Consider the following 22,348-nt stretch of genomic DNA (forward strand, 5'->3'; position numbering starts at 1 on the left):
GAAACACCGCGTCGGCAACCGTGTCCGCGCGGCGGCCCGATCGGATCCGTTCAGCCCAGGATCCGCAGCGAATAATCCGTCGCCTTGACGTCCTTGGTCAGGCTGCCGATCGAAATCCGGTCGACGCCTGTCTCGGCGATCGCGCGCACGGTCGCCATGTTGATCCCGCCCGAGGCCTCCAGCAGCGCACGGCCGCCATTCACCCGCACCGCCTCGCGCATCATGTCGAGGTCGAAGTTATCCAGCAGCACCGACTGCACGCCCGCGGCCAGCGCTTCTTCGAGCTGGGCGATGGTCTCGACCTCGATCTGCACGGTCACGCCGGCGTCGAGCGCCGTCGCATTGGCCAGCGCGCGCGTGACGCCGCCGGCGGCCGCGATGTGGTTTTCCTTGATCAGGATGCCGTCGTACAAGGCCATGCGCTGGTTCTTGCCGCCGCCGACGCGCACCGCGTACTTCTGCGCCTGGCGCAATCCGGGAAGGGTCTTGCGCGTGTCGAGGATGGCCGCACCGGTGCCCGCGATGACATCGACGTACTTGCGCGTCGCGCTGGCCACGCCGGAGAGCAGCTGCATGAAGTTCAGGGCGGCGCGTTCGGCCGTCAGCAGCGAACGGGGCGAGCCTTCGATCGTGCAGACCGCGCTGTCCGGGGTCATCAGGTCGCCCTCGGCGTAGTGCCAGTCGATGGCGGTGTCCTGGTCGACGGCCAGCATCACGCCTTCGAACCAGGGGGCGCCGCACAGCACGGCCGCTTCGCGCACGATCACGCGCGCCCTGGCGCGTGGCGCTTCGGGCACCAGCTTGCCGGTCAGGTCGCCGGTGCCGATGTCTTCCAGCAGCGCGGCGAGGATGTTCTGCTCGAACGCGGCTTGCAGCTTGTCGTCGAAAGCGGCGTGGGGATTACGGAGGTTCGTCATGCCGGTCCCACGTTCGCATACAGGTCGGCGTTGCGCTCGAGCGCGCCGGACGGCAGCGCCGCGGCTTTCCTGGCGGCGGCGAAATCGAGCATGCGGTCGATCGCGCGCACGGCCTGCACGCCGATGGCGGGGTCGACCCACACTTCATTGGCGCCCGACTCGAGCACCTCGGCCAGGTTTTTCAAGCCGTTCATCGCCATCCACGGGCAATGGGCACAGCTCTTGCACGTGGCGCTGTTGCCGGCGGTCGGCGCTTCGATGAAGTGTTTGCCGGGCGCGGCGGCGCGCATCTTGTGCAGGATGCCGTTGTCGGTGGCGACGATGAAGTGGGTGGCCGGCAGCGTGACCGCGGCATTGATCAGCTGGGTGGTCGAGCCGACCACGTCGGCCTGGGCCACGACATTCGCCGGCGACTCCGGGTGCACCAGCACCTTGGCGTCCGGGTATTGCGCTTTCAGCAGGTCGAGCTCGACGCCCTTGAACTCGTCGTGCACGATGCACGAACCCTGCCACAGCAGCATGTCGGCGCCGGTCTGCTTCTGGATGTAGGATCCCAGGTGGCGGTCGGGCGCCCACAGGATTTTCTTGCCCTGCTCGTGCAGGTGCCGGACGATGTCCAGGCCGATCGAGGACGTCACCATCCAGTCGGCGCGCGCCTTTACGGCGGCGCTGGTGTTGGCGTAGACCACGACCGTACGGTCCGGGTGCTGGTCGCAGAAGGCGGCGAATTCATCGGCGGGGCAACCCAGGTCCAGGGAACAGGTCGCTTCAAGGTCCGGCATCAGGATCGTCTTTTCCGGGCTCAGGATCTTCGCGGTCTCGCCCATGAACCGCACGCCCGCCACGACCAGGGTCCTGGCCGGATGGTCGCGGCCGAAGCGCGCCATCTCCAGCGAGTCCGACACGCAGCCGCCGGTTTCCTCGGCCAGGTCCTGCAGGTCGGGATCGACATAGTAGTGGGCGACCAGGACGGCTTCCTTTTCCTTGAGGAGGCGGCGGATGCGGTCCTTGAGTTCGGCTTTTTCCTCGGCCGTCGGGGTGGCCGGGATGCGCGCCCAGGCCTGGGCGGTGCAGGCATTGCCGCCTTGCGGGTGGTCGTATTCGTAGGTCTGGATGGGCAGGATGTTCATGCGCGGTATGCTCTCAGGGATGGCAGTTGGACCGGCGCCGGACGGGCCGGCGCTGGCTGAACGCGTGGACGGCCGGACCGTCCACCCTACAGGTGCTTGATCGACGCTTAGTCGATGCGATGCTCAGTCGATGCGATGCTCAGTCGACGCGGTGCTCAGTCGATGCCCTGGCTGGTCAGGTACTCCTCGTAGGTGCCGCGGAAGTCGACCACTTCGTTTTCCTTCACTTCCAGCACGCGCGTGGCGAGGGAAGAGACGAATTCGCGGTCGTGCGAGACGAAGATCAGCGTGCCCTCGTACTTGTCGAGCGCGATGTTCAGGGACTCGATCGATTCCATGTCCATGTGGTTGGTCGGCTCGTCGAGCAGCATCACGTTGTGGCGGCCCAGCATCAACTTGCCGTACATCATGCGGCCCTTTTCGCCACCCGAGAGCACCCGCACCGATTTCTTGACTTCGTCGCCGCCGAACAGCAGGCGGCCCAGGATCGAGCGCACGGCGAGGTCGTCGTCGCCCTCTTTCGTCCAGCGGCCCATCCAGTCGGTCAGGACGGTGTCGGTCGGGAATTCCTCGGTCGGATCCTGCGGCATGTAGCCGACGCTGGCGTTCTCGGCCCACTTGGTGCGGCCGTGGTCGGCGTCCAGGCCGGTGATGTCCTTGCCGCCTATGCAGCGCAGCAAGGTGGTCTTGCCGGCGCCGTTGGCGCCGATGATCGCCACGCGCTCGCCGGCTTCGATCATGATCGAGAAGTTCTTGAACAGCGTGCGGTCGTAGGCCTTGGTCAGGCCCTCGGTCTCGACGGCCAGGCGGTGCAGCTTCTTCTCGCCCTCGAAGCGCACGAACGGATAGGCGCGCGAGGACGGCTTGAAGTCCTCGATCTTGATCTTGTCGATCTGCTTCGCGCGTGAGGTCGCCTGGCGCGCCTTCGACTTGTTGGCCGAGAAGCGGCGCACGAATTCCTGCAGTTCCGCGACCTTTTCCTTGGCCTTGGCATTGTTCGCAAGCTGCTGGTTGCGCGCCTGGGTCGAGGCCAGCATGTAGTCGTCGTAGGAACCCGGATACACCTTCAGGGTGCCGTAATCCATGTCGGCGATGTGGGTGCAGACCTGGTTCAGGAAGTGACGATCGTGCGAAATGATGATCATCGTCGAGTTGCGCTGGTTCAGCACGTCTTCCAGCCAGCGGATCGTGTTGATGTCGAGGTTGTTGGTCGGCTCGTCGAGCAGCAGGATGTCGGGGTTCGAGAACAGGGCCTGGGCCAGCAGCACGCGCAGCTTCCAGCCGGGCGCGACGGCGCTCATCGGACCCTGGTGCAGGTCGCTCGCGATTTCCAGGCCCAGCAGCAGTTCGCCGGCACGGGCTTCGGCCGAGTAGCCGTCGTATTCGGCGACCTTGCCTTCGAGCTCGGCGGCGCGCATGTAGTCGTCGTCGGTCGCTTCCGGATTGGCGTAGATGGCGTCGCGCTGGGCGATGGCGTCCCACAGCTCGGTGTGGCCCATCATCACGACGTCGAGCACGCGCACGTCTTCGTAGGCAAACTGATCCTGGCGCAATTTACCGAGGCGCTCGCCCGGATCGAGGCTGACATTGCCGGCCGAGGGTTCGAGGTCGCCGCCGAGGATCTTCATGAAGGTCGACTTGCCGCAGCCGTTGGCGCCGATCAGGCCATAACGGTTGCCATCGCCGAACTTGACGGAGATGTTCTCGAAGAGCGGCTTGGCGCCGAATTGCATTGTGATGTTAGCGGTGGAGAGCACTGATAAAGCCTTATCGATGATGAGGTGCGTCGCTGGGTGCGGCGATGTACACGATTAACCAAGTATTTTACCATTGTGCGGGCCGCGTGGGGCGGCCGGACCGATCCCGCACGCGGGCTCAGCCCTGCCGGGTCGGATAGTCGCTCATGGTCAGGCGGAACCCTTGCGCGTTCGACGCCAGCGTCGCCCGCGCCCCGAACGGGATCGTCACCCGGCGCGGGACGTGGCCGAACGAGAGCCCGTCGATCACCGGGATCGGCAGCGCCTGGCGCAGGTAGGCGAGCATGGCCGCGAAATCGTAGCCGTTGTCCAGCGCGCCGAGCCGGTAGCCGGAAAAGTCGCCCAGCACCAGCGCCTGCTGGCGCGCCAGCACGCCGGTATGCAGCAGTTGCAGCAGCAGGCGTTCGACCCGGTACGGGTGCTCGGCGATATCCTCGACGAACAGGATGCCGCCTTCGATGCGCGGAAACCATGCGGTGCCGATCAACGAGCACAGCATCGCCAGATTGCCGCCCCAGATCGTGCCCGCCGCCTCCACCCGCGGATTGCCCGTCACGGCCTCCATGACCGTGTGCGTCGGCCCCGCCAGGCAGGACCAGAAATCGTCCAGCGTGAACTGCTCGGGTTCGAGCGCGCCGAAGTCGCTGGCCAGGAAGGGCCCGGCGTAGCTCGGCGTCCCCGTCCGTGCATACAGGCCCATCTGCAGAGCGGTCATGTCGGAATAACCGACGAACAGTTTCCCGCTCGCGGCCAAGCGCTCGAAATCGATGGACGGCAGCAGGCGCGTGAGGCCGTAGCCGCCGCGCACGGCCATCACCAGGTCGACCTGCGGGTTGTCGGCGGCGGCGTACAGGGCGGCCAGGCGGGCGGCATCGGTGCCGCCGAAGCGCTGGTGGATCGCGCCATGGTCGTAGTGGTTGAAGACGAGGCAGCCGCGCGCTTCGAGACAGGCAATGCCGCGCTCGACGGCAAGCGGGTCCGGCACATGGCCGGAGGGCGCCACGATGGCGACGCCGAGGGGTCGATTGGTCATTCGGTTCTACTGTCTGACGAACAGGCGCGGTGTTGAGCTGAAGGCCATCTTACCGCGCGCATGGGCGTCGATCAAGGCGAGCATCCGTTCGTTCAGCTGGGCCGGCAGGTCGTGCCCCATGCCCTGGATGACTTCCAGGCGCGCCCCGGGCACCTGGGCCGCCGTGTCTTCGCCGCAGGCGAGCGGCATGAACGGATCGGCCGCGCCGTGGATGACCAGGGTCGGCACCTCGATCGAGCGCAGCAGCGCGCTGCGCTCGGGCGCGGCGCCGACGGCCAGCATCTGGCGCGCCTTGCCGGCCGGGCAATAGCAGCGCCGCAGCGCGCGCGCGGCGCGGCGGCGCAGCTGCTTCTCGGGCGTGGGATAGGCCGGACTGCCGATGGCCTGCTGCAGGGCGACGGCCGCGTCGATGAGCGAATCGAGGTCGTCCGGGTCGTCCGGCCGGCGCTGCAGCGCCTGGCGCACCGCCTGCGTCGGACCGGGCAAGCCGCGCTTGCCGCTGCTCGACATGACCGACGTGAGGCTCAGTACGCGCTGGGGATGGCGGGCCGCCAGGATTTGCGCGACCATGCCGCCCATCGCGACGCCGACCACGTGGGCGCGCGCCACGCCCAGGGCGGACAGCACGCCGAGGGCGTCGTCGGCCAGGTCGTCGAGGTGGTAGGCGGGTTTCATCGGCAGCCGCAGGCGCGACCGCAGCCAGCTCCAGGCCAGGTTGGACTTGCCGGTGCGGTCGAACTTGGTCGACAGGCCGCAGTCGCGGTGGTCGAAACGGATGACGTAGAAGCCCAGCTCGACCAGGCCGTCGACGAAGGCCTCGGGCCAGCTCGTGAGCTGCATGTCGAGGCCGCCGACCAGCAGCACCGGGGGGGACCTGGCGTCCCCGGCGGTATCGAAGGCGATGCGGATTGCGTTGGCGGTCAGCGTCGGCATGGTCGTGGAGGCGGCGCCGTGCGCACGCGCCGGCATGGTAGGGAGCTTGTCACAGGGACCGCTGTCACAGGGACCGCTGTCACGGCGACCGCTGTCACAGGGTCCGCCGTCACTGCGCTGTCACTGCGGGCCGCAGCTTGAAAACCAGCATAGCATTTTCAGGCCATGCATGGCGCATGCGGGCACGCGTGCGCGGCGCCTGCGGCGCGCTCGCCACGGTTCGGCCGGCTAATCCGCGACGCTGCGGCGCGCAGCTGCGCGCCGTTCGGCAAAGAAGGTTTTCAGCATGGCGCTCGCGTCCCTGGCCAGCACCCCGCCGACCACATCGGTATGATGGTTCAGGGCCGCCTGCGCGAACAGGTCGAGCACCGAGCCGCACACGCCGGTCTTCGGATCGCTGGCCGCATAGACGACCCGCGCCAGGCGCGCATGCATCATCGCTCCCGAACACATCGCGCACGGCTCCAGCGTCACGTAGAGCGCGCAGCCGGGCAGGCGGTAATTGCCCAGCTTTCCGGCGGCCAGGCGCAATGCGACGATCTCGGCGTGCGCGGTCGGATCGTGGCGGCCGATCGGCTGGTTGTGGCCGACCGCGATCACCTCGCCATCCTTCACGACGACGGCGCCGACCGGCACCTCCCCGGCGGCGCGCGCCAGCTCGGCCTGCGCCAGCGCGAGACGCATGAAATGCGCGTCCAGCATCGCCGCTTCGGCCACGGCGGCGTCGACGACGAGCTCGGGCGCGATCAGGCTGTCAGTCTTCAAGGATCTCGGCCCAGCAGTTCGGCGTTTCGTGCAGCACCAGCTTGTGCAGGTGCAGGCCGGTGCCGTAGCGGTCGGTATACGCCGCCTTCAGAATGGCGAAAGCCACCTGCGCCAGGTTTTCCACGGTCGGGATGCGGTCGATCACGACCGTCTTGTGGCCTGGCAGGCTGGCCAGGAACTCGCGCACCTTGTCGTCCTTGTCGTAGACGATGAAGGCGTGGTCCCAGACATCGACCAGGTGCTCCTTGGCAAGCGCCTTGATGTCGGAAAAGTCCATGATCATGCCGTTGTCGGAATTGCCTTCGGCCTGGATCACTGCACCGACGAGGGTGATTTCCAGGGTGTAGCGGTGTCCGTGCAGGTTGCGGCATTGGCTCTTGTGGTCGGGAATCCGGTGTCCGGCATCGAATTCGAGCTTGCGGGTAATGGTCAGCATCAGCGTAGCGATCTTTTACGGAATGTGCAGCAGTTTATGGGTCTGGAGGCTGAGCTTCCACTTCGGGTTGCGGCGGCAGGTCTCGATCGCCAGGCGCGTGTTCTGCGCGGCCAGCAAGCCGTCCATCGGCTGCACGAAGAAATGCTCGAAGTCGAGATGCTCGTAGGCGGCCAGGTCCTGGCTCGCCTGCGGAATCACGACCTTGATTTCGTTGCCCTTGGCGAGCACCAGCTGCGCTCCCATTTTCGGGCTCACGCAAATCCAGTCGACGCCCGGCGGCACCGGCAAGGTGCCATTGGTCTCGATGGCGATCGTGAAGCCGCGCGCATGCATGGCCGCGATCAGCGCCTCGTCGAGCTGCAGCAGGGGTTCGCCGCCGGTGAAGACCACGTATTTGCTGGGCGCATGCGTGGCCGGCCACAAGCTGTCGATCTCGGCGGCCAGGCCCTCGGCGTCGCGGAACTTGCCGCCGCGTTCGCCATCGGTGCCGACGAAATCGGTGTCGCAGAACGTGCACACCGCGCTGGCGCGGTCCTGCTCGCGCCCGGTCCACAAGTTACATCCGGAAAACCGGCAAAATACCGCCGGCCGTCCGGCATGGGCGCCCTCGCCCTGCAAGGTGTAGAAAATTTCTTTGATGCTGTAAGTCACGTTAAGCCCCTCGTCAACCTTCCATTATAACGCCGGCCAAAGGACTTGCCGAGCCCCGCCCCAGTCCCTGCTCCAGTCCCAGTCCCGCCCCTGCCCAGGCTGGCTGCCCGCGCGCAGGCTGCCGTCCTGCGATCCGGCACGTGTATTGAGTACAGACAAGACAATTGGACGCGACACGCGCTAACTTTACTAGAGGAAATTTCTTAAAATCCGTAGGAAGGAGCGTCATGAAGACCTTGTTTTCCCGGTGCGCCAGCTACCTGCCGGTCATAACAATCACGTTCGCCTGCGCGCTCGGCGCGATCCTCCCTACCGGAACGTCCACCCTGTCGGCGCTTGCCGCCATCCTCTGGCTGCTCGTCACCGGCGGCGCCATCTGCCTGCTGCTGCGGCGCGCGATCGACGCCGACGACCGTACGCGCGACCTGGCCGCGCGCCTGGCGCGCGAACAGGACGCCCGGCGCGGGGCCGAAGACATCCTGGCCGATACCCAGACCGTGCTGTCGAAAGTGGTGCGCCAGCAGGACGGTGCGCGCGACGGCGAACGCGGCCGCATTGCCCGCGCCATCCACGACGAACTTGGCCAGACCCTGTTGACCCTGCGCGTCGAACTCTGCCTGCTGCAGGCCGCTTCCGGCGGCATCCAGCCGTCGGTGCACCAGAAGGCCGGCTGCATGATCGGCACCCTCGACCTGGCGCTGCACGCACTGCGCACGCTGGTCGGCGAACTGGCCCCGCTCTTGCCCGGCGAAGGACTGGGCGGCGCGATCGAACGCCAGCTCGAGCAGTTCACGCGCCTGAACGGCATCGCCCACCGGCTCGACGTCGCACCCGGCCCCAGGGACGAACCGGAATGCGCGCTGCCCGAGAACGATGCCCTGCTCTACCGCGTGCTGCAGGAGGCGCTGGCCGACGTCGCGCGCCAGGGCGGCGCCACCGAGGTGCGGGTCGGCCTGCGGCGCACCGCCGGCGCGCTGACGTTGCAGATCGACGACAACGGCAGCGGCGGCGAGCGAGCGCCCACGGCGTGCGCCTGCGGCCTGGCAGGCATGCGCGAGCGGGTCGAAGGCTGCGGCGGCGCCCTGCGCATCACGGCCACAGCCGACGGCGGCACTTCCCTGCTGCTGACCATCCCCCGGGTGGGCGGCCTGGCCCCCGCCTGAAAGTCAAGCCAGGGCATATTGCGTCACATCAATAACCCGCAGGTGGGGCGGTTGCAGAATCGGACCTTGTCAGCAATCAATTGATTGCTCAACAGAATGTTGGAGAGGCCGACTGATGACCAGTACAGCGATGCAATACGCGTCCAACCCGAATGACGGCCTGGCGGGCCTGGCGATCGCCCCGGCCACCGGTTCCGTACCCGGCGCGGTGCCGGCGGCGCTGGCCAGCATGCCCCCTTCCATCGCACCGGCCGCCGATCTTGCTTTTGCCTACCAGCTGATGGAAGTGCTGGCGATCCCCGCCTTCGTCCTCGACGCCCAGGCCCAGGTCTTGATCTGGAACCGCGCCTGCGAGCGCCTGACCGGGGTGCCGGCGCGCGAAATCGTCGGCACCGACCACCACCTGCGCTGCTTCTACGAGGAGCCGCGCCCGACGCTGGCGGACCTGGTGATCCAGGACCGCCTCGAAGACATCCGCCACATCTACCCGCGCCACGGCAAGCCGCACAGCGCCGCGTCGCCGCTCTCGGTCGAAACCTGGTGCGACATGCCGCGCGCCGGCAAGCGCCGCTACCTGGCGGCCGACGCCAGCCCGATCGTCGACGACAACGGCCGCCTGAAAGCCGTCGTCGAGACCCTGCGCGACCTGACCGAGGAGAAGATGGCGCAGCTGGCGCTGGAAAAACTGGCCAGCCGCGACGGCTTGACCGGCCTGGCCAACCGCCGCTGCTTCGACGATACCCTGGCCGCCGAGTGGGCGCGCGCGCTGCGCCAGTGCCAGCCGATTTCGCTGCTGATGGTCGACGTCGACAGCTTCAAGGCCTACAACGACGCCAACGGCCACCTGGGCGGCGACGAATGCCTGAAGCGCATCGCCACCGCGGTGGCCAGCGAAATGCGCGCCAACGACCTGGTGGCGCGCTACGGCGGCGAGGAATTCGCGGTGATCCTGCCGAACCAGTCGCTCAAGGGCGCGGCCATCGTCGCCGAGCGCATCCGGCGCCGCGTCGAACTGCTGCGCCTGCCGAACGGCCTGGCGCCGCTGCGCCAGGTGACGGTCTCGATCGGCGCGGCCACCGCGATCGCCGGCCCCGACACCAGCGCCAGCGAACTGGTGGCGATCGCCGATGCCGCCCTCTACCGCGCCAAGCACCTCGGTCGCAACCGCATCAGCCTGCCGCTGGGCGATGGCGCCTGAGACATGCCGGCCGCATGCCGCTGTCGAGTCGACGGGGAAAGCCGGACGCTTCGCGCCAGGTTTTTCCCCGCGCTGACAGTGGGCCCTTCTGCACGCCGACGTCGTTCGTGCCGTCCGCGCCGGTCCTGCGCGCTGCACGCCGTGGATCCGCGGCCCCGCCCACGCCCCCCGAAGCCAGCTGCGCTGCCGCCGTCATGCCGGTCGAAGCGACCGAAGAAACCCTGGCCCGCGGCCTGAAGCTCGTCGCGCCGGCCGCGCAGGCTTTGGGCTCGATCGACAAAAAGCGCTCATGAATCCCTAGGCCTATTCATGCATGCAGCGCATGAATTGAAAAAGGCGCCCGCGGGCGCCCTCTGCTGTTGCGAAAACCGGCACCCGGCTCCGCGAACATGGATCGATTACTTCGTCATCTTGTTCCAGCCATGACGCACCGCATCCTTCATGTTTTCCCAGGTAGAACCGGTACCGGCATTGCGGGTTTCCCAGTCGCTGCGCAGGTTCGGCTCGACTTCGTCCCACGGACGGTTACGGTACATCTGGCTGCGGCTCATTTCCGAACCATAGCTGTAGGCCGGCTTGTACTTGTCGTAATCGTTCGCGCCCGCGGTGCTGCTGTAGGTCGCGTCGTAGTGATTGCGGTAGTAGCTGTCGTCGTCGTCGTCGTTCGTCATGCGGTTCCAGCCCTGCTTGACCGCATCCTTCATCTTTTCCCAGGTCGAACCGGTGCTGCCGCCACGGCTGCTCCAGTCGCTGCGCAGGTCGTTTTCGACTTCGTCCCACTTGCGCCCGCTGTACTTCTGGTTGCGCGCCATTTCCGAGCCATAGCTGTAGGCCGGCGCGTAGTCGTCGTACTTGTCGCCGGTGCTGCCGTAGGTGCTGGTAAAGTGCTGGCGGAAGTAGTCGTCGTCGTTCGTCATGCTCGACCGGGCGGAGCCGGCGCCGAGTTGCTCGACCTCGACTTCGGTGTGGCGCACGGTGTCGGAAATCGTCTGCTCGCGCTGCGTCACTTGCTTGTTGATCGTCACCTCCTCGACGACGCGGGCCGACTTCTCGACCACGGCTTCCTCGGCCGTTTCGCGCATCTCGATCGACTGCTCCTTGAACGCGCTGGCGTCGGCGCCGCTGATCGGCTGGTTGACGGCATGGCGCTCGACGTTCACGTGCTCTTCGCGCAGGCCGATGCTTTCGTTGACCGGGGTTTCCACGACGCGCGAGAACACGCGCACGCCGCCGCGCTGGACTTCACGCTTGCCGATCTTGAGCTCCTCCTGCACCACCGGAATGGCGGCGCTGCTGGTGTCGCGCTGCTGCGAACCGGTCAGCGACGAGCCGCCCTGGTTCTGCTGCAGGCTCGAACCGCTGCTGGCGCCGTAGCTGCCGGTCGACAGTTCGTCGCGCGAACCCATCGGCTCCTGGTAGGTCGTGCCCATCGGATTCGGGTCGTTGAGCGACTGCTGGTTCAGCGGCAGGCGGTCCTTATCGGACTGCAGCGACATCGAGGACGTGCTGCCGCTCATGCTGCCGGCGCCGCCCATGGCCATGCCGGTGCTGCCGGCCCATTTTTCCGACTGCTCGTCGATGTCGATCGGGCCGAAGCGCTCGACGATGTCGGCGGCGCGCTCGACTTCCGGCTCGCTGTCCGTGTTCACGGTCAGCACGTGGTTGCCGCGCTGGACGGCGTTCGAGTATTTGTTGCTGTAGTCGTCGGTATCGCTGCCGAACAGATCGCTGAAGAAGTTCTTGATGCTGGCGCCGATGCCTGGCTCGTTATCGTCGCTGGTGCTGGCGCTGGTGCTGGTGCTGGTCGACGGGGAAACGCTGGACATCGATCCGCCGGGCGCGGTTTCGTCCCCGTGCGACAGGCGTACGTCGGCGCTCGAGAAGCCCGACGACAGCAGTTCGTTCTTGGCGCTGGTAGCGTCGGCGTGATTGTCGAAGACGGCGATCAAAGTATGTTGCATAATGAATCCTCCAGAGTGCGTTGATTACTTCAGTGGCTTACTTCAGTGGCGGGGTGCCGGAATCGTCGAAGCGTTCGACGCTGACCTGTTCGGCCTTCAGGACGACTTCTTCCTGATAGCGTTCCTCGCGACGGATCCGGGTAATGTGTAGCTCTTCCTTGATGCGCACGCGGCGCTCGACAACCAGTACTTCCTCGAGGATGGGCACGATCAAGGTGTCGCCCTCGTAGCGGTTGGCGGGCGCCTCGTCGGGGCCGACGATGCGGTCGACCGGGACATGCCTGACTTCCACCTCGTCGCGTGCGAGACGCTCGTCGATGGTGACCGGCTGTTCGAGCACGGTCTTGTGAACGCGAACCCCGCGCCCCGTGTCCACCGTACGTGTACCGACAGCGAGCTGCTCCGCGATGACGGGAACCCGGATCACGTCCGGCACTACCTGATCTTCGGGATTGACTGCCATTGATTTCACTCCGGTTGGTTGCTTGCGCGAGACAATCCAGAGTACCCGAAACAGCCGGGGCACCGCGCACCATTGACTCCTGTAAATGTTGAGGTCGTGAAGCAGGAAAAAAAGCGGAACGCGCGTCAGTAAAGGCGAAAGGCCGCACTGGCCAAGCGCGCCGCGCGCATGCTGGAATGCAGCGCGCGGTCCATGCGAGGCGGGTCGGCCCGGCACGCGGGCAGCGCACGCGCGCCATGGCGAGGGACGCGAAAAGGGTCTCGAACGAGACCCCGGAATCGTGCGCCGCGAAGCGCGCCGGCGTCGTCAGCTGAACGGATTGTCGACGTGCTTCACGTCGGGCGGCGGCAGGCGCTCCGGCAGCTCCTGGCCTTCGAGTGTGGCGACCACCGCGTCGACCACTTCTTTCAAGCGGCGTGCCAGCGCCAGGCCGGCCTGGTCGGCCGTGAGGTCGACGTCGCCCGAGATCGTGATGCGGTCGAGCCGGTTCTCGATCATCAGGTGATCGATCTGCAGGACGTCGGCCTCGTTCGCGTACGGCACCATGGTCTTCTTCTTTGCGTTCATGTCGTTCTCCGATTCTTAAATAGGGATAGACCTCAAAAATAGCGCGTCTTTTTCTGTCGAATCTTGGGCAGGTGCAGCAAGCGCTCCTTCTGCTGGGGCGTCAGCGATGGCAGCAATTCGATCCCGACGATGCGCTCGAGCTCGGCCACCGGCAGCACCTGGATCTCGGCGTTCGCGCGGTTCTCCGTGAACCAGGCCGCGGCCGCCTTCTGGCGCGGGCTGTAGACGACCTTGTACAAATGGGTCGGCACCAGCACGTTGCCGACCTTGCGCAGGCTGGTCCCGAGGAAGGCCGGTCCGGTGATCACGTACAGCTGCCCTTCCTTCTTCGCCATCTTGCGCACCGCGCCTTCGATCGGCGCCCAGATGTGGCGGTTGTGGTCGCTATCCTGGGGCACCATGTTGGCCAGCGTGAAGCTCTCGCGCTGGGTGCGGCGGTCGGGCATGTCGCCGTTCGGGGTCATGTGGCCGCGGTCGAAACCGCTGCGCGCATAGTCTTCGAGTTCGGCACGCTGGCCACGCGGCAGGCGCGGCTCGGCGTGGAAGGCATTGTCGCGCTTCAAGCCCTGGGCCGACTCGACGTTTTCGGCGCGCAGGTTCTCGGCCGACCACAGCGGCGTGCGCGTGATCCCCGAATGCATGACGCCGAACACGCCGTAGCACAGCTCGCGCGTGGCGGCCGCCAGCTTCGGATTGCGGATCTCGGGCGCGCGCCCGTCCGCGTAATGGTCGGGGCAGCTGGAAGCGAGCGCGGGCGCCGGCGCGAGCAGCGCAGCGACGAAGGCGGCCCCGGCAAAGAGTTTCTGGAACATGGATCAATCGACAGTGTGTGACAAAAGCGCATTGTATCCGACACAGATTTTCGCCTGGACGGGACGGTTTCCCCTGGCGCGCCACACCTTCGCACGATAGGAACCGCGCCGCGCATGGTCGAACAGAATGCTCTAGAATTGCGGCTCTTTCGATAAAATTCCAAACCGGAAACATCCACCGTCAATGGACAAGGTCCCGTTCCCGGAGGACTTGCGGCGCTTTGTGCTCACCAGCATCCCGTCCGTGCCCTTCCTCGAAGCACTGCTCATCCTGCGCGCGGATCCGGCGCAGCAATGGCATGGCAACACCCTCGCGCAGCGCCTCTACGTGCGCGAGCGCACCGCCCAGGCCCTGCTCGAAGAGCTGACCCGCGCCGGCATGGCCGTGCCCTGCGCCGCGCCGCACGGCGACTGCTACCAGTACCGGCCATCCTCGCCCCAGCTGGGCGAGCGCATCGACGCGCTGGCTAGCCTGTACGCGCGCCACCTGGTCGAAGTGACCCACCTGATTCATTCCTCCCTCGACCGCAAGGCCCAGCAATTCGCGAATGCCTTCAAACTGCGAAAGGACGTATAAGTGGCGGAAACGATCTATACCCTCTGCATCCTGACCTCCTTGGCCTGTGCCTGGCTGCTGTTCGCCAGCTACCGGCGCACGCGCTACCGCCTGCTGTTCTGGAGCGGCGCCTGCTTTGCGGTGATGACGGTGAATAACCTGTTCCTGCTGCTCGACAAGATCGTGTTCCCCACCGTCGACTTCCTGCCGGCGCGCCTCGTCAGCGCCCTGGTCGCGATTTCGATGCTGCTGTACGGGCTGATCTACGAGAAGGAATGACATGACCGACCTGCTGACCGGCGCTATCTGCATGGGCTCGCTTATCGTCGCCCTGTTCTTCCTGCGCTTCTGGCGCGATTCGGGCGACCGCTTCTTCCTGTATTTCGCGGCTTCCTTCTTCATCGAGGGCCTGCATCGCCTGTATGCCGCCCTTGCCAACGCCAACGCCGAGGATTCGCCGCTGCACTACCTGATCCGCCTGCTCGCCTATGGCTTGATCCTGTGGGCGATCCTGGAAAAGAACCTGCCGCGCGAACGGGACAGGAAATAGCGTGCGCCCGCGCCCGCTGGGCTCGGACATAATGCAGCCATGTCAACATGTCGATAGGGAGAACAGCATGGCAGGCACCGATCCACGCAACCAGCCGCAGGCGCCGCAAGCGCCTGCCGACGACCACAACCGCTCCGAGAACCTGCTGCCGGGAGAAGAAGGCGCCGGGGACGGCCGCTTCGAGATCGCCGAGGAAGTCAACCTCGACATCCAGTCCGACGACACCCGCCGGGTAGGGCAACTGCCCGGCAGCGTGACCGAGTCGATGCCCGACACGGTCGGGACCGCGTCCGGGGACGAGACCAAGGGCAAGCCTTAAATCCAGGCACGCAGTAAAAGGGCGCCGCGCGGGCGCCCTGGCCGGACCTGCTACCGGACGTGGCGCGCGATCCGCGCCGCCTTCCCTTACATCTGCACGCCCATCCTGAGGCCTTCGATCGTATGCGCCTGCACGATCGGCTCGAGGCGCTCGACCACGCGGCAGGTCATGTGGCGGCGCAGCTCGGGCGCCAGGCGCTCGTAATAGGCCGCCGTCAGCTGCAGGTCGTGCTTGTCGGCGTTGCGCGCGTCCGGCGCGTCGACCCCGAGCACGAATACGGGACGCGACCGGCCGGACCGGTTGGCCGTGCCGCGGTGGATCGTCAGCGCCGAGCGTGCCGAGATATCCCCCATCCTGGGCAGCTTGCGCTGGGCGCGCGCCTCGTAGCGCGGCCACAGCGCCTGCGGCGGGAACATCGGGTCGCCCTCGCCCAGGTCGTCCCACTGGGTCCCGGGCGCGATCTCGAACGGGCCCATGTCCTCGGTGACGTCGACCGTGGTAATGTTGAAGGCGAGCGAATTGAGGCGGCGGCCGGTCAGGGTCGCGTCGGGCGAGCGGAAATCGCGGTGCCAGGGCTGGTGCAGCGCGCCGGGTCCAGGCAAGTCGAAGCCGGCTTCGACGACGCGGTAGTCGGGGCCGAGGACGGCGCGGCAAACCGCGATCACCCAGGGATGGCCGATGATGTCGGCGAAGCCGGAGATGCGTTCGGGATGGACCTCGACGTAGTAGCGGTTCGGCCCGCGCGCGAGCGCCCCGCCCGGCTGGCGCCTGGCTTCCTCGAACAGCGTGGCGATGTCGGACCCGAGCCGTTCGACCCAGGCGCGCTCGAACGCCCCCTTGCAGGCGATGATGCCGTCGCCATACAGGCCGCCCATGATGGTGGCGACGTCGTAGGTGTCGGCGGCGGTGGCTTGGCTGGTCATGGCGATCCTCCTGGTTTTTCGGCGGGTTCATGGTACTGCGAAAGTCCAGGTCCGGCGCGCACGGGGCGCCCGCCGCGCCGCGACGGCGCCGCCGAGGCGCAACCCGAGGCCGTCACCAGTCGAGCGTCAGCAACAGCGTTCCCATGCGCGGCCAGCACAGCTGGCTGATCTCGCCCCTGCGCGCCCACCGGAAGCCGTCCATCTCGGGCGTCGGCTTGCCGCTTTTAGGGTGCGGGAAATAGCTGCTGCACGCCAGCCCCGCCAGATTCCCCAGCTCGTCCCCGGCGTCGACCCGGAACAGGTGCAGGCGCTTGTCGCGCCGGTAGTCGAACTCGCCCAGGTCGACAAAGCGCGCCGCGTCGAACAGGACGCCGGCCTCCTCGCGCATTTCGCGCACGGCAGCCTCGAGCGAAGTCTCGCCTGGATCGCGCATGCCTTTCGGGATGTCCCAGGCGGCGGTATCGGTCACGTGGCAGAGCAGCAGTTCGCCGGCCGAGTTGAGCACCAGGGTGCCGCAGGAAACCGTGTATTTGCTCATGTCGTGCTCATTTCCCATCCCTGCTCGTCGCCCAGCTTCCGCTCATGCGCGCTCCTCGCCGACCGTTTCCAGCACCCCCTCGAGCGCGTCGCGGCTGACCGGCTTGGTGAGATGCCGGTCGAAGCCGGCCTCGTGCGACAGCGTCAGGTCGCTGGCCGCTCCCCAGCCGGTCAGGGCGACCAGCATGGCGCCCCGCAGCTCGCCGCTGGCGCGCAGCGCGCGCGCCAGCTCGCGCCCGTTCATGCCGGGCAGGCCGATGTCGAGCAGGGCCAGGTCGGGATGGAAGTCGCGCGCCGCCGCCAGTCCGGACAGGCCGTCGTGGGCCATGCGGGTGTCGTGTCCGAGCGCGCCCAGCAGCGCGACCAGGCTCTCGGCGGCGTCGCGGTTGTCGTCCACCACCAGTACCCGCAGCCGGCGGCCCGGCGCGCGCGCCGCCGGTACCGTGTCGGGCTGCTTCGGCTCGCCGGCGCCGCGCGCGAGCGGCAGGCGCACGGTGAAGGTGCTGCCCTGTCCGCGTCCGGCGCTGAAGGCCTGCACCCGCCCGCCGTGCAGTTCGACCAGGCGGCGCACCAGCGACAGGCCGATCCCGAGCCCGCCCTGGGCCCGGTCGAGGCTGCTGCGCACCTGGGTGAACATGTCGAACACCGAGCCGATCACCTCGGGAGAAATGCCGATCCCGCTGTCGCTCACGTCCACCACGGCCTGCGTGCCGTCGCGCCACACCTTCAGGCCGATCCGCCCGCCGCCCGGCGTGTACTTGGCCGCGTTGTTAAGCAGGTTCGAGAGCACCTGGACCAGCCGCGTCAGGTCGGCGTCCAGCGGCAGCGGCTCGTCCGGCAGTTCGACCTGCAGTTGGTGCCCGCCGGCCCGGACCAGCCCGCTGCTCGATTCGACCGCCATCGACACCGCCGTACGCAGGTCGAGCGCCACCTTTTTCAGTTCGATCCGGCCGCGCGTGATGCGGGCGATGTCGAGCAGGTCGTCGACCAGGTGGATCAACTGGCCGAGCTGGCGGTCCATCATTTCGTACACGCGCTCGGCCGTGACGGCGGCGGAGGCCGCGTTCGCGGGCGCCATGCGCAGCAAGTCCAGGCCGGTGCGGATCGGCGCCAGCGGATTGCGCAGCTCGTGCGCCAGCGTGGCGAGGAATTCGCTCTTGCGGTGGTCGGCCTCGGACAGGTCGGCCGCGATGCGCCGCAATTCGTCCTCGGCCCGCTTTTGCTCGGTAATGTCGCGCGTGATCGCCGCCAGGCCGAGGTGGGCGCCGTCGGCCCCGTGCACGGCGAAGCCCTTGAAGCAGACAGGCACCGCGGCGCCGCCCCCGGGCGCGGCGAAACGCAGTTCGCCTTCCCATTTCTGCGCCTCGCCGGTGAGCGCCGGCAGCACCTCGCCGTGGACGAACGCGCGGCAGTCGGCGGAAAAGAAATCGATCAGGCGCGCGCCGCGGATATCGGCATCCGGACCGATGCCCGCCATCGCGCGCCCGGCGGGATTGAGGTAGAGACCCGCGCCGTCGGGCGCGAAGATGCCGATGAAGTCGGACGACTGCTCGGCCACCGCCGCCAGGCGCCGCACGCCCTCCTCGGCCAGGCGGCGCTCGCTCTCGTCGCGCAGGTACAGGGCAATCCCGCCATCCGGGGTGGGGAAGGCATTGATCTCGTACCAGCCGCCCCAGGCCGGCATGTAGGCTTCGGTGCGCGTCGCATTGCGGGCGCTCGCGCAGCGCCGGCAAGCCTGCTCGTGGGCGCTGCCCTGCCAGTCGGGGAACAGGTCCCAGAACACCTCGCCCATCAACTGCTCGCGGTCCAGGCCCGTGATGCTTTCGGCGGCGGCATTCGCGTAGCCGATGCGCCAGGCGCCGTCGAGGGCAAGGAAGCCGTCGGTCATGCTTTCCAGGATCGCGTGCGAGCGCTCCTCGGCGGCCTGGCGCGCGGCCGCTTCGGCGCGCTGGCCGATCACGAGCGAGGCGGTATTGGCCAGCAGTTCCAGCGCCGAAGCGTCGCGCCCGCTGCGCGCCGCCCCCGCGCGGTAGTACCAGGTAAAGGCGCCGAGCACGGCGCCGGCCGGCGCCAGGATCGGCAGCGCGCGGCAGGCGGCAAGCCCGGCATCGAGCGCCTCGGCGCGGCAGCGCTCCCACAGCGGATCGGTGGCGATGTCGGGGCAGTCGACCGGCTCGGCGCGCCAGGCGGCCGCGCCGCCGGCCCCGCCGAGCGGCGACACGCCGAGCGCGTCGAGCGCCAGGCGCAGCTGGTCCGGCAGACTGGGCGCGGCCGCGTGCACCAGCGTATTGTCCGCGGCCGCAAGCTGGATGCCGGCCAGCGCGGCGCCATCGGCATACTCCTCGGCGGTGCGCGCCAGCAGGTCGAGCACGTCGCCCAGCGGCGCGTCCGACACCGCCAGCTCGAGCGCGCCGCGCTGGCCCACGGCCAGCAAATTGGCGCGCGTGCGCTCGGTGACGTCGACGCCGTGGACCAGCACGCCCGAGACGCGCCCGTCCGGCTCGCGCAGGGCCATGTAGATGAAGTCGACGTAATAGGTATCGAGTTCGCCGCGCTCGGTATGCAGCTGCAGGCGCACGTTGCTGCCGACATGCGCTTCGCCGCTGCGGTAGACCGCTTCCAGCAGTTCGAGCAGGCCCTGGCCGGCCAGCTCGGGCAGCGCGGCGCGCAGCGGCTTGCCGAGCAGCGCGCGGCGCCCGACCAGGTCGGCGAAGCGTTCGTTGGCCATCTCGAAGACCATGTCGGCGCCGCGCATGACCGCCATGAAGGCCGGCGCTTCGTAGAAGATGTCGCGCATGCGCTCGTTGGCCGCGCGCAGCTGGGCGACCAGGCGCTCGCGCTCGATGCCGCCCTGCCGGCGCGCGCTGATGTCGGTGAAAGTCAGCACCGCGCCGCCGGGACCGGCGCCGGTCGCCATCGGATGCACCGAGCAGGCCACCGGCAGGCTCGTGCCGTCCTTGCGCAGCAAGAGCGCGTCGTCCGAGCGCAGCGTGGCGCCGGCGCGCAGCGCCCCCAGCAGCCTGGCCTCGTCGATGCCCTCCGGCGCGCCGCTCGCCGGCAGCAAGGCGCCTACCGCCATCCCGGCCAGCTCGGCCGGAGCGTAGCCAAGGCAGGCGGCGCCGGCCGCGTTGAGGAAGGTGCAGCGGCCGTCGGCGTCGAGGCCGACGATGCCGTCGCCCGAGGATTCGAGCAGGCGCGCGAAGCGCTCGGTGCTCTCGTGCAGCGCGCGTTCGCTGGCGGCGAGCTGTTCGGCGGCCTCGTGTTCGGCGGTGGCGTCGCGCATGATCTTGGCATAGCCGCGCAGCTGCCCCTGTTCGCGCAGGGCGATCATCATGCCGTCGGCAAAGAAGCGCCCGCCATCCTTCCTCACATGCCAGCGCCTGTCTTCCGAGCGGCCGGTGGCGCGGGCGCGCGCCGCTTCCTCGTCGGGACGGCCGGCGGCGCGGTCGTCGGGCGTGAAGATGATGTCGGCCGACTGGCCCAGCGCTTCGCGCGCCGTCCAGCCGGTGACCGCTTCGGCCCCCGCTTCCCATTCGGTGATGCGGCGCCCGGTGTCGGTGCCGATGAAGGCGTAGTCGTGCAGGTTATCCAGGATCAGGCGCAGGCGGCTGGCCTGGCCGCCTGCCGCGTGCGCCTGGAGCGCGCGCAGGCGCGCCAGTTCGGCATCCTTGCGGTACAGGGCGAGGCTCTGGCCGACCCGGGCGCGCAGCACGTGTGGATTCAGGGGCATGGGCAGGTAGTCGACCCCGCCCAGCGCATCGGCCTGCTCGAAGGGAAACGCGTCCGCATCGGCGGGGGTGACGAAGAGGATGGGCACCGTTCGCGAGTGCGGATGGTCGCGCATCCAGGCGCCAATCCGCAAGCCGTCCAGGGCAGGCATCCGGGCGTCGAGCAGCACGAGGGCAAAGTCGCTGCCGTCGTGCGCGTTGCCGTCCTGCGTGCCGGCCCGGAGCGCGCGCAGGGCCGCGTCGCCGGAATCGACGGAGACGAGCGCAGCGTCCAGGCCGGCCAGCAGCGCTTCGAGTACCGCGAGGTTGGCAGGCTGATCGTCCACGAGAAGGATGCGGGGTTGGACGGCAGCACTCATCGATAGGTGGTCAGTGGGTCGCGGCGTGCGCGTATGCGTGAGTAATTGCAAAGAAAACAATGTATGCCTCACGCATCCGAATGTCAATGGCCGGCGCCAGCGACGGGCGTAAAAAAACCCGCCGGGCCGGGAGGCCGGGCGGGTCTTGCGGCGCACCTGGCAATCAGGCGGCGGTTTTTTGCGCGACCGGCAGCGGGCTGACGCGGGCGGCGGTGCCGGCTTCGAGCACGGCGGCGGCGGCCGAACGGGCCTCGCCCGGCGCCGTGGTGCTGATCAGCTCATGCATGCGGCTGGCGGTCTTGTCCCACGACGTGTTGGCGACGATGTCGCGCATGCGCTCGACCATCCTGGCCGTCTCGTTCTCGCCAGCGGCCAGCATGCGCTCGCAGGCGGCGATGTATTCATCGGCGCTCGACGCGATCGCCACGACGTCGCCGTAAGGCACTTTCACATCGGTGATCGGGGTACTGACGCTCGGCTTTTCGGCCGCCATGTATTCCAGCACCTTGGTCGGGCTGATGAACTTGGTCGAGTCGTTCATGGCGAACGGCAGCAGGCACAGGTCCCAGCCGGCCAGGAACTTCGGCAGCTCGTCGTAGTTGCGCTGGCCCATGTAGTGGACATTGTCGGCGCGCGGCAGTTCGGCCGGATCGATCTTGACCACCGGACCGACCAGCACGATCTGCCATTCAGGGTGGGCGGCGGCCATCTGGCGCACCAGGTCGGTGTCGAAACGCTCGTCGATCACGCCATAGAAGCCCAGGCGGGGACCGGGGATGTGGTCCTGCTCCGGGTGCGAGATGGCGCTGTCGAGGGCCTGGCGGAAATGCTTCGCGTCGACGCTGCTCGAGAAGCAGTGGGCGTTCGCGTGGCGGTCTTTCTTCGCTTCGTACAGGCTCGGGCCGCCGGTAAAGACGAGGTCGGCGAGATTGAGCAGGGCCGATTCGCGCTGCAGCAGCTGCTTCGGCGGGTTCTTGAAGGCAGCCAGTTCATCCATGCAATCGTAGACGACCAGGGCGGGGTTCAGGCCTTGCAGCAGCGGCAGCGCCATCGGGGTGTAGAACCAGACGACCGGACGCTCGCCTTCGGGCACCAGGTCGGCCAGCAGGCCTTGCAGGGTCGGCAACTGGTCGTCATGGAAGCCCCATTGCTGGATCGGGGTGTGCGGACGGTACACGGTGATGTTCGGGGCGACGGCCATCTTCTCGAGACGGGCCTGGCCTTCGGTATGCATCGGTTCTTCGACGAACAGGATATTGTAGTGTTGCGCCAGCCGCGTCATGAGGTGCTGGGGGCGTTGGAAGACGAAGTCCCAGCGGAGATGGCAAAACACGATCAGGGTTGGCATGTTGGTTTCCTTTCGCCTTTGTGGCGCTTTAGTTGATCTTGGATCGTTGATCTTGGATCCGGTGCAGTTCAAGGCGGCGGTGGAGAGGCTTCACACCCTGCCGTTGATGCCGGAGCAGCGAATCGTATCATGCAAATTTACTATGATTTTCATTTATGCATCGCAACATTCGCTGGTAGAAAGGACTTTATGGAAACGCTGAGCATTTCCACATAGGAGAGTACGGTGTCCCACAGGAATCT

The 22,348-nt window shown here is 67.5% G+C and carries 22 protein-coding genes; 6 read left to right on the forward strand and 16 right to left on the reverse strand.

Features of this window, described 5'->3' with window-relative positions:
• Positions 1–50 precede the first annotated feature (50 nt).
• From nadC to queE, 8 genes are all read right to left on the reverse strand, one after another.
• Entirely contained in the window at positions 51–917 is an 867-nt protein-coding gene (gene nadC / locus ACFPOU_RS02540; protein WP_379716737.1) for a carboxylating nicotinate-nucleotide diphosphorylase, read from the reverse strand.
• Entirely contained in the window at positions 914–2,047 is a 1,134-nt protein-coding gene (nadA, locus tag ACFPOU_RS02545) for a quinolinate synthase NadA (protein ID WP_379716740.1), read from the reverse strand. Before nadA ends, nadC begins: the two co-directional genes overlap by 4 nt.
• Positions 2,048–2,202: 155 nt before the next feature.
• On the reverse strand, positions 2,203–3,804 hold the full coding sequence (locus ACFPOU_RS02550) for an ABC-F family ATPase (protein WP_379716743.1): 1,602 nt from the start codon (positions 3,802–3,804) through the stop codon (positions 2,203–2,205).
• Positions 3,805–3,922: 118 nt separating this feature from the next.
• Positions 3,923–4,837, reverse strand: a complete 915-nt coding sequence (gene ldcA / locus ACFPOU_RS02555) for a muramoyltetrapeptide carboxypeptidase (protein ID WP_379716746.1) — start codon at positions 4,835–4,837, stop codon at positions 3,923–3,925.
• A 6-nt stretch (positions 4,838–4,843) separates the two neighbouring features.
• A complete protein-coding gene (locus tag ACFPOU_RS02560; protein ID WP_379716995.1) occupies positions 4,844–5,770 on the reverse strand; it encodes an alpha/beta fold hydrolase in 927 nt (308 codons plus the stop codon).
• A 228-nt stretch (positions 5,771–5,998) separates the two neighbouring features.
• Entirely contained in the window at positions 5,999–6,472 is a 474-nt protein-coding gene (gene tadA, locus ACFPOU_RS02565; RefSeq protein WP_379716999.1) for a tRNA adenosine(34) deaminase TadA, read from the reverse strand.
• Positions 6,473–6,524: 52 nt separating this feature from the next.
• A complete protein-coding gene (gene queD / locus ACFPOU_RS02570; protein ID WP_379716749.1) occupies positions 6,525–6,971 on the reverse strand; it encodes a 6-carboxytetrahydropterin synthase QueD in 447 nt (148 codons plus the stop codon).
• 15 nt (positions 6,972–6,986) lie between these two features.
• Positions 6,987–7,622: a 7-carboxy-7-deazaguanine synthase gene (gene queE / locus ACFPOU_RS02575; protein ID WP_379716751.1), complete on the reverse strand. Its 636-nt coding sequence runs from the start codon at positions 7,620–7,622 to the stop codon at positions 6,987–6,989.
• 227 nt (positions 7,623–7,849) lie between these two features.
• On the opposite strand from queE, the gene ACFPOU_RS02580 reads away from it, so the two are divergent.
• Both ACFPOU_RS02580 and ACFPOU_RS02585 read left to right on the forward strand, forming a co-directional pair.
• Positions 7,850–8,785 carry a sensor histidine kinase gene (locus ACFPOU_RS02580; RefSeq protein ID WP_379716754.1) on the forward strand — a complete coding sequence of 312 codons (936 nt, stop codon included), beginning with the start codon at positions 7,850–7,852 and terminating at the stop codon, positions 8,783–8,785.
• A 229-nt stretch (positions 8,786–9,014) separates the two neighbouring features.
• Positions 9,015–9,983 (forward strand): sensor domain-containing diguanylate cyclase, encoded by a 969-nt coding sequence (locus ACFPOU_RS02585; protein ID WP_379717002.1) that lies wholly within the window; start codon positions 9,015–9,017, stop codon positions 9,981–9,983.
• Between the two features lie 398 nt (positions 9,984–10,381).
• Here the strand turns inward: ACFPOU_RS02585 and ACFPOU_RS02590 are convergent, their stop codons facing one another.
• The 4 genes from ACFPOU_RS02590 to ACFPOU_RS02605 form a co-directional block, all read right to left on the reverse strand.
• Positions 10,382–11,944: a YsnF/AvaK domain-containing protein gene (locus tag ACFPOU_RS02590; protein WP_379716757.1), complete on the reverse strand. Its 1,563-nt coding sequence runs from the start codon at positions 11,942–11,944 to the stop codon at positions 10,382–10,384.
• Between the two features lie 37 nt (positions 11,945–11,981).
• The gene (locus tag ACFPOU_RS02595; protein ID WP_379717005.1) at positions 11,982–12,407 is read right to left on the reverse strand and encodes a YsnF/AvaK domain-containing protein; all 426 of its coding nucleotides are present in this window, start codon (positions 12,405–12,407) and stop codon (positions 11,982–11,984) included.
• A 306-nt stretch (positions 12,408–12,713) separates the two neighbouring features.
• Positions 12,714–12,974, reverse strand: a complete 261-nt coding sequence (locus tag ACFPOU_RS02600; RefSeq protein WP_379716760.1) for a hypothetical protein — start codon at positions 12,972–12,974, stop codon at positions 12,714–12,716.
• A 32-nt stretch (positions 12,975–13,006) separates the two neighbouring features.
• Positions 13,007–13,786 carry a DNA/RNA non-specific endonuclease gene (locus ACFPOU_RS02605; RefSeq protein WP_379716767.1) on the reverse strand — a complete coding sequence of 260 codons (780 nt, stop codon included), beginning with the start codon at positions 13,784–13,786 and terminating at the stop codon, positions 13,007–13,009.
• Between the two features lie 184 nt (positions 13,787–13,970).
• On the opposite strand from ACFPOU_RS02605, the gene ACFPOU_RS02610 reads away from it, so the two are divergent.
• From ACFPOU_RS02610 to ACFPOU_RS02625, 4 genes are all read left to right on the forward strand, one after another.
• Positions 13,971–14,363 carry a hypothetical protein gene (locus tag ACFPOU_RS02610; protein ID WP_379716770.1) on the forward strand — a complete coding sequence of 131 codons (393 nt, stop codon included), beginning with the start codon at positions 13,971–13,973 and terminating at the stop codon, positions 14,361–14,363.
• Positions 14,364–14,621 (forward strand): DUF5985 family protein, encoded by a 258-nt coding sequence (locus ACFPOU_RS02615; RefSeq protein WP_379716773.1) that lies wholly within the window; start codon positions 14,364–14,366, stop codon positions 14,619–14,621.
• 1 nt (position 14,622) lies between these two features.
• Complete coding sequence (locus tag ACFPOU_RS02620) at positions 14,623–14,892, forward strand: DUF5985 family protein (RefSeq protein WP_379716776.1); 270 nt, start codon at positions 14,623–14,625, stop codon at positions 14,890–14,892.
• A gap of 67 nt (positions 14,893–14,959) precedes the next feature.
• Positions 14,960–15,211 carry a hypothetical protein gene (locus ACFPOU_RS02625; protein ID WP_379716779.1) on the forward strand — a complete coding sequence of 84 codons (252 nt, stop codon included), beginning with the start codon at positions 14,960–14,962 and terminating at the stop codon, positions 15,209–15,211.
• An 86-nt stretch (positions 15,212–15,297) separates the two neighbouring features.
• Here the strand turns inward: ACFPOU_RS02625 and ACFPOU_RS02630 are convergent, their stop codons facing one another.
• From ACFPOU_RS02630 to ACFPOU_RS02645, 4 genes are all read right to left on the reverse strand, one after another.
• Complete coding sequence (locus tag ACFPOU_RS02630) at positions 15,298–16,134, reverse strand: phytanoyl-CoA dioxygenase family protein (RefSeq protein WP_379716781.1); 837 nt, start codon at positions 16,132–16,134, stop codon at positions 15,298–15,300.
• A gap of 112 nt (positions 16,135–16,246) precedes the next feature.
• Entirely contained in the window at positions 16,247–16,672 is a 426-nt protein-coding gene (locus ACFPOU_RS02635; RefSeq protein WP_379716784.1) for an NUDIX hydrolase, read from the reverse strand.
• 42 nt (positions 16,673–16,714) lie between these two features.
• Positions 16,715–20,725 carry a PAS domain S-box protein gene (locus tag ACFPOU_RS02640; protein WP_379716787.1) on the reverse strand — a complete coding sequence of 1,337 codons (4,011 nt, stop codon included), beginning with the start codon at positions 20,723–20,725 and terminating at the stop codon, positions 16,715–16,717.
• 196 nt (positions 20,726–20,921) lie between these two features.
• Positions 20,922–22,106 carry a glycosyltransferase gene (locus tag ACFPOU_RS02645; RefSeq protein WP_379716790.1) on the reverse strand — a complete coding sequence of 395 codons (1,185 nt, stop codon included), beginning with the start codon at positions 22,104–22,106 and terminating at the stop codon, positions 20,922–20,924.
• Positions 22,107–22,348 lie beyond the last annotated feature (242 nt).

Source organism: Massilia jejuensis (assembly GCF_042656795.1).
GTDB classification, from domain to species: Bacteria; Pseudomonadota; Gammaproteobacteria; order Burkholderiales; family Burkholderiaceae_D; genus Telluria; species Telluria jejuensis.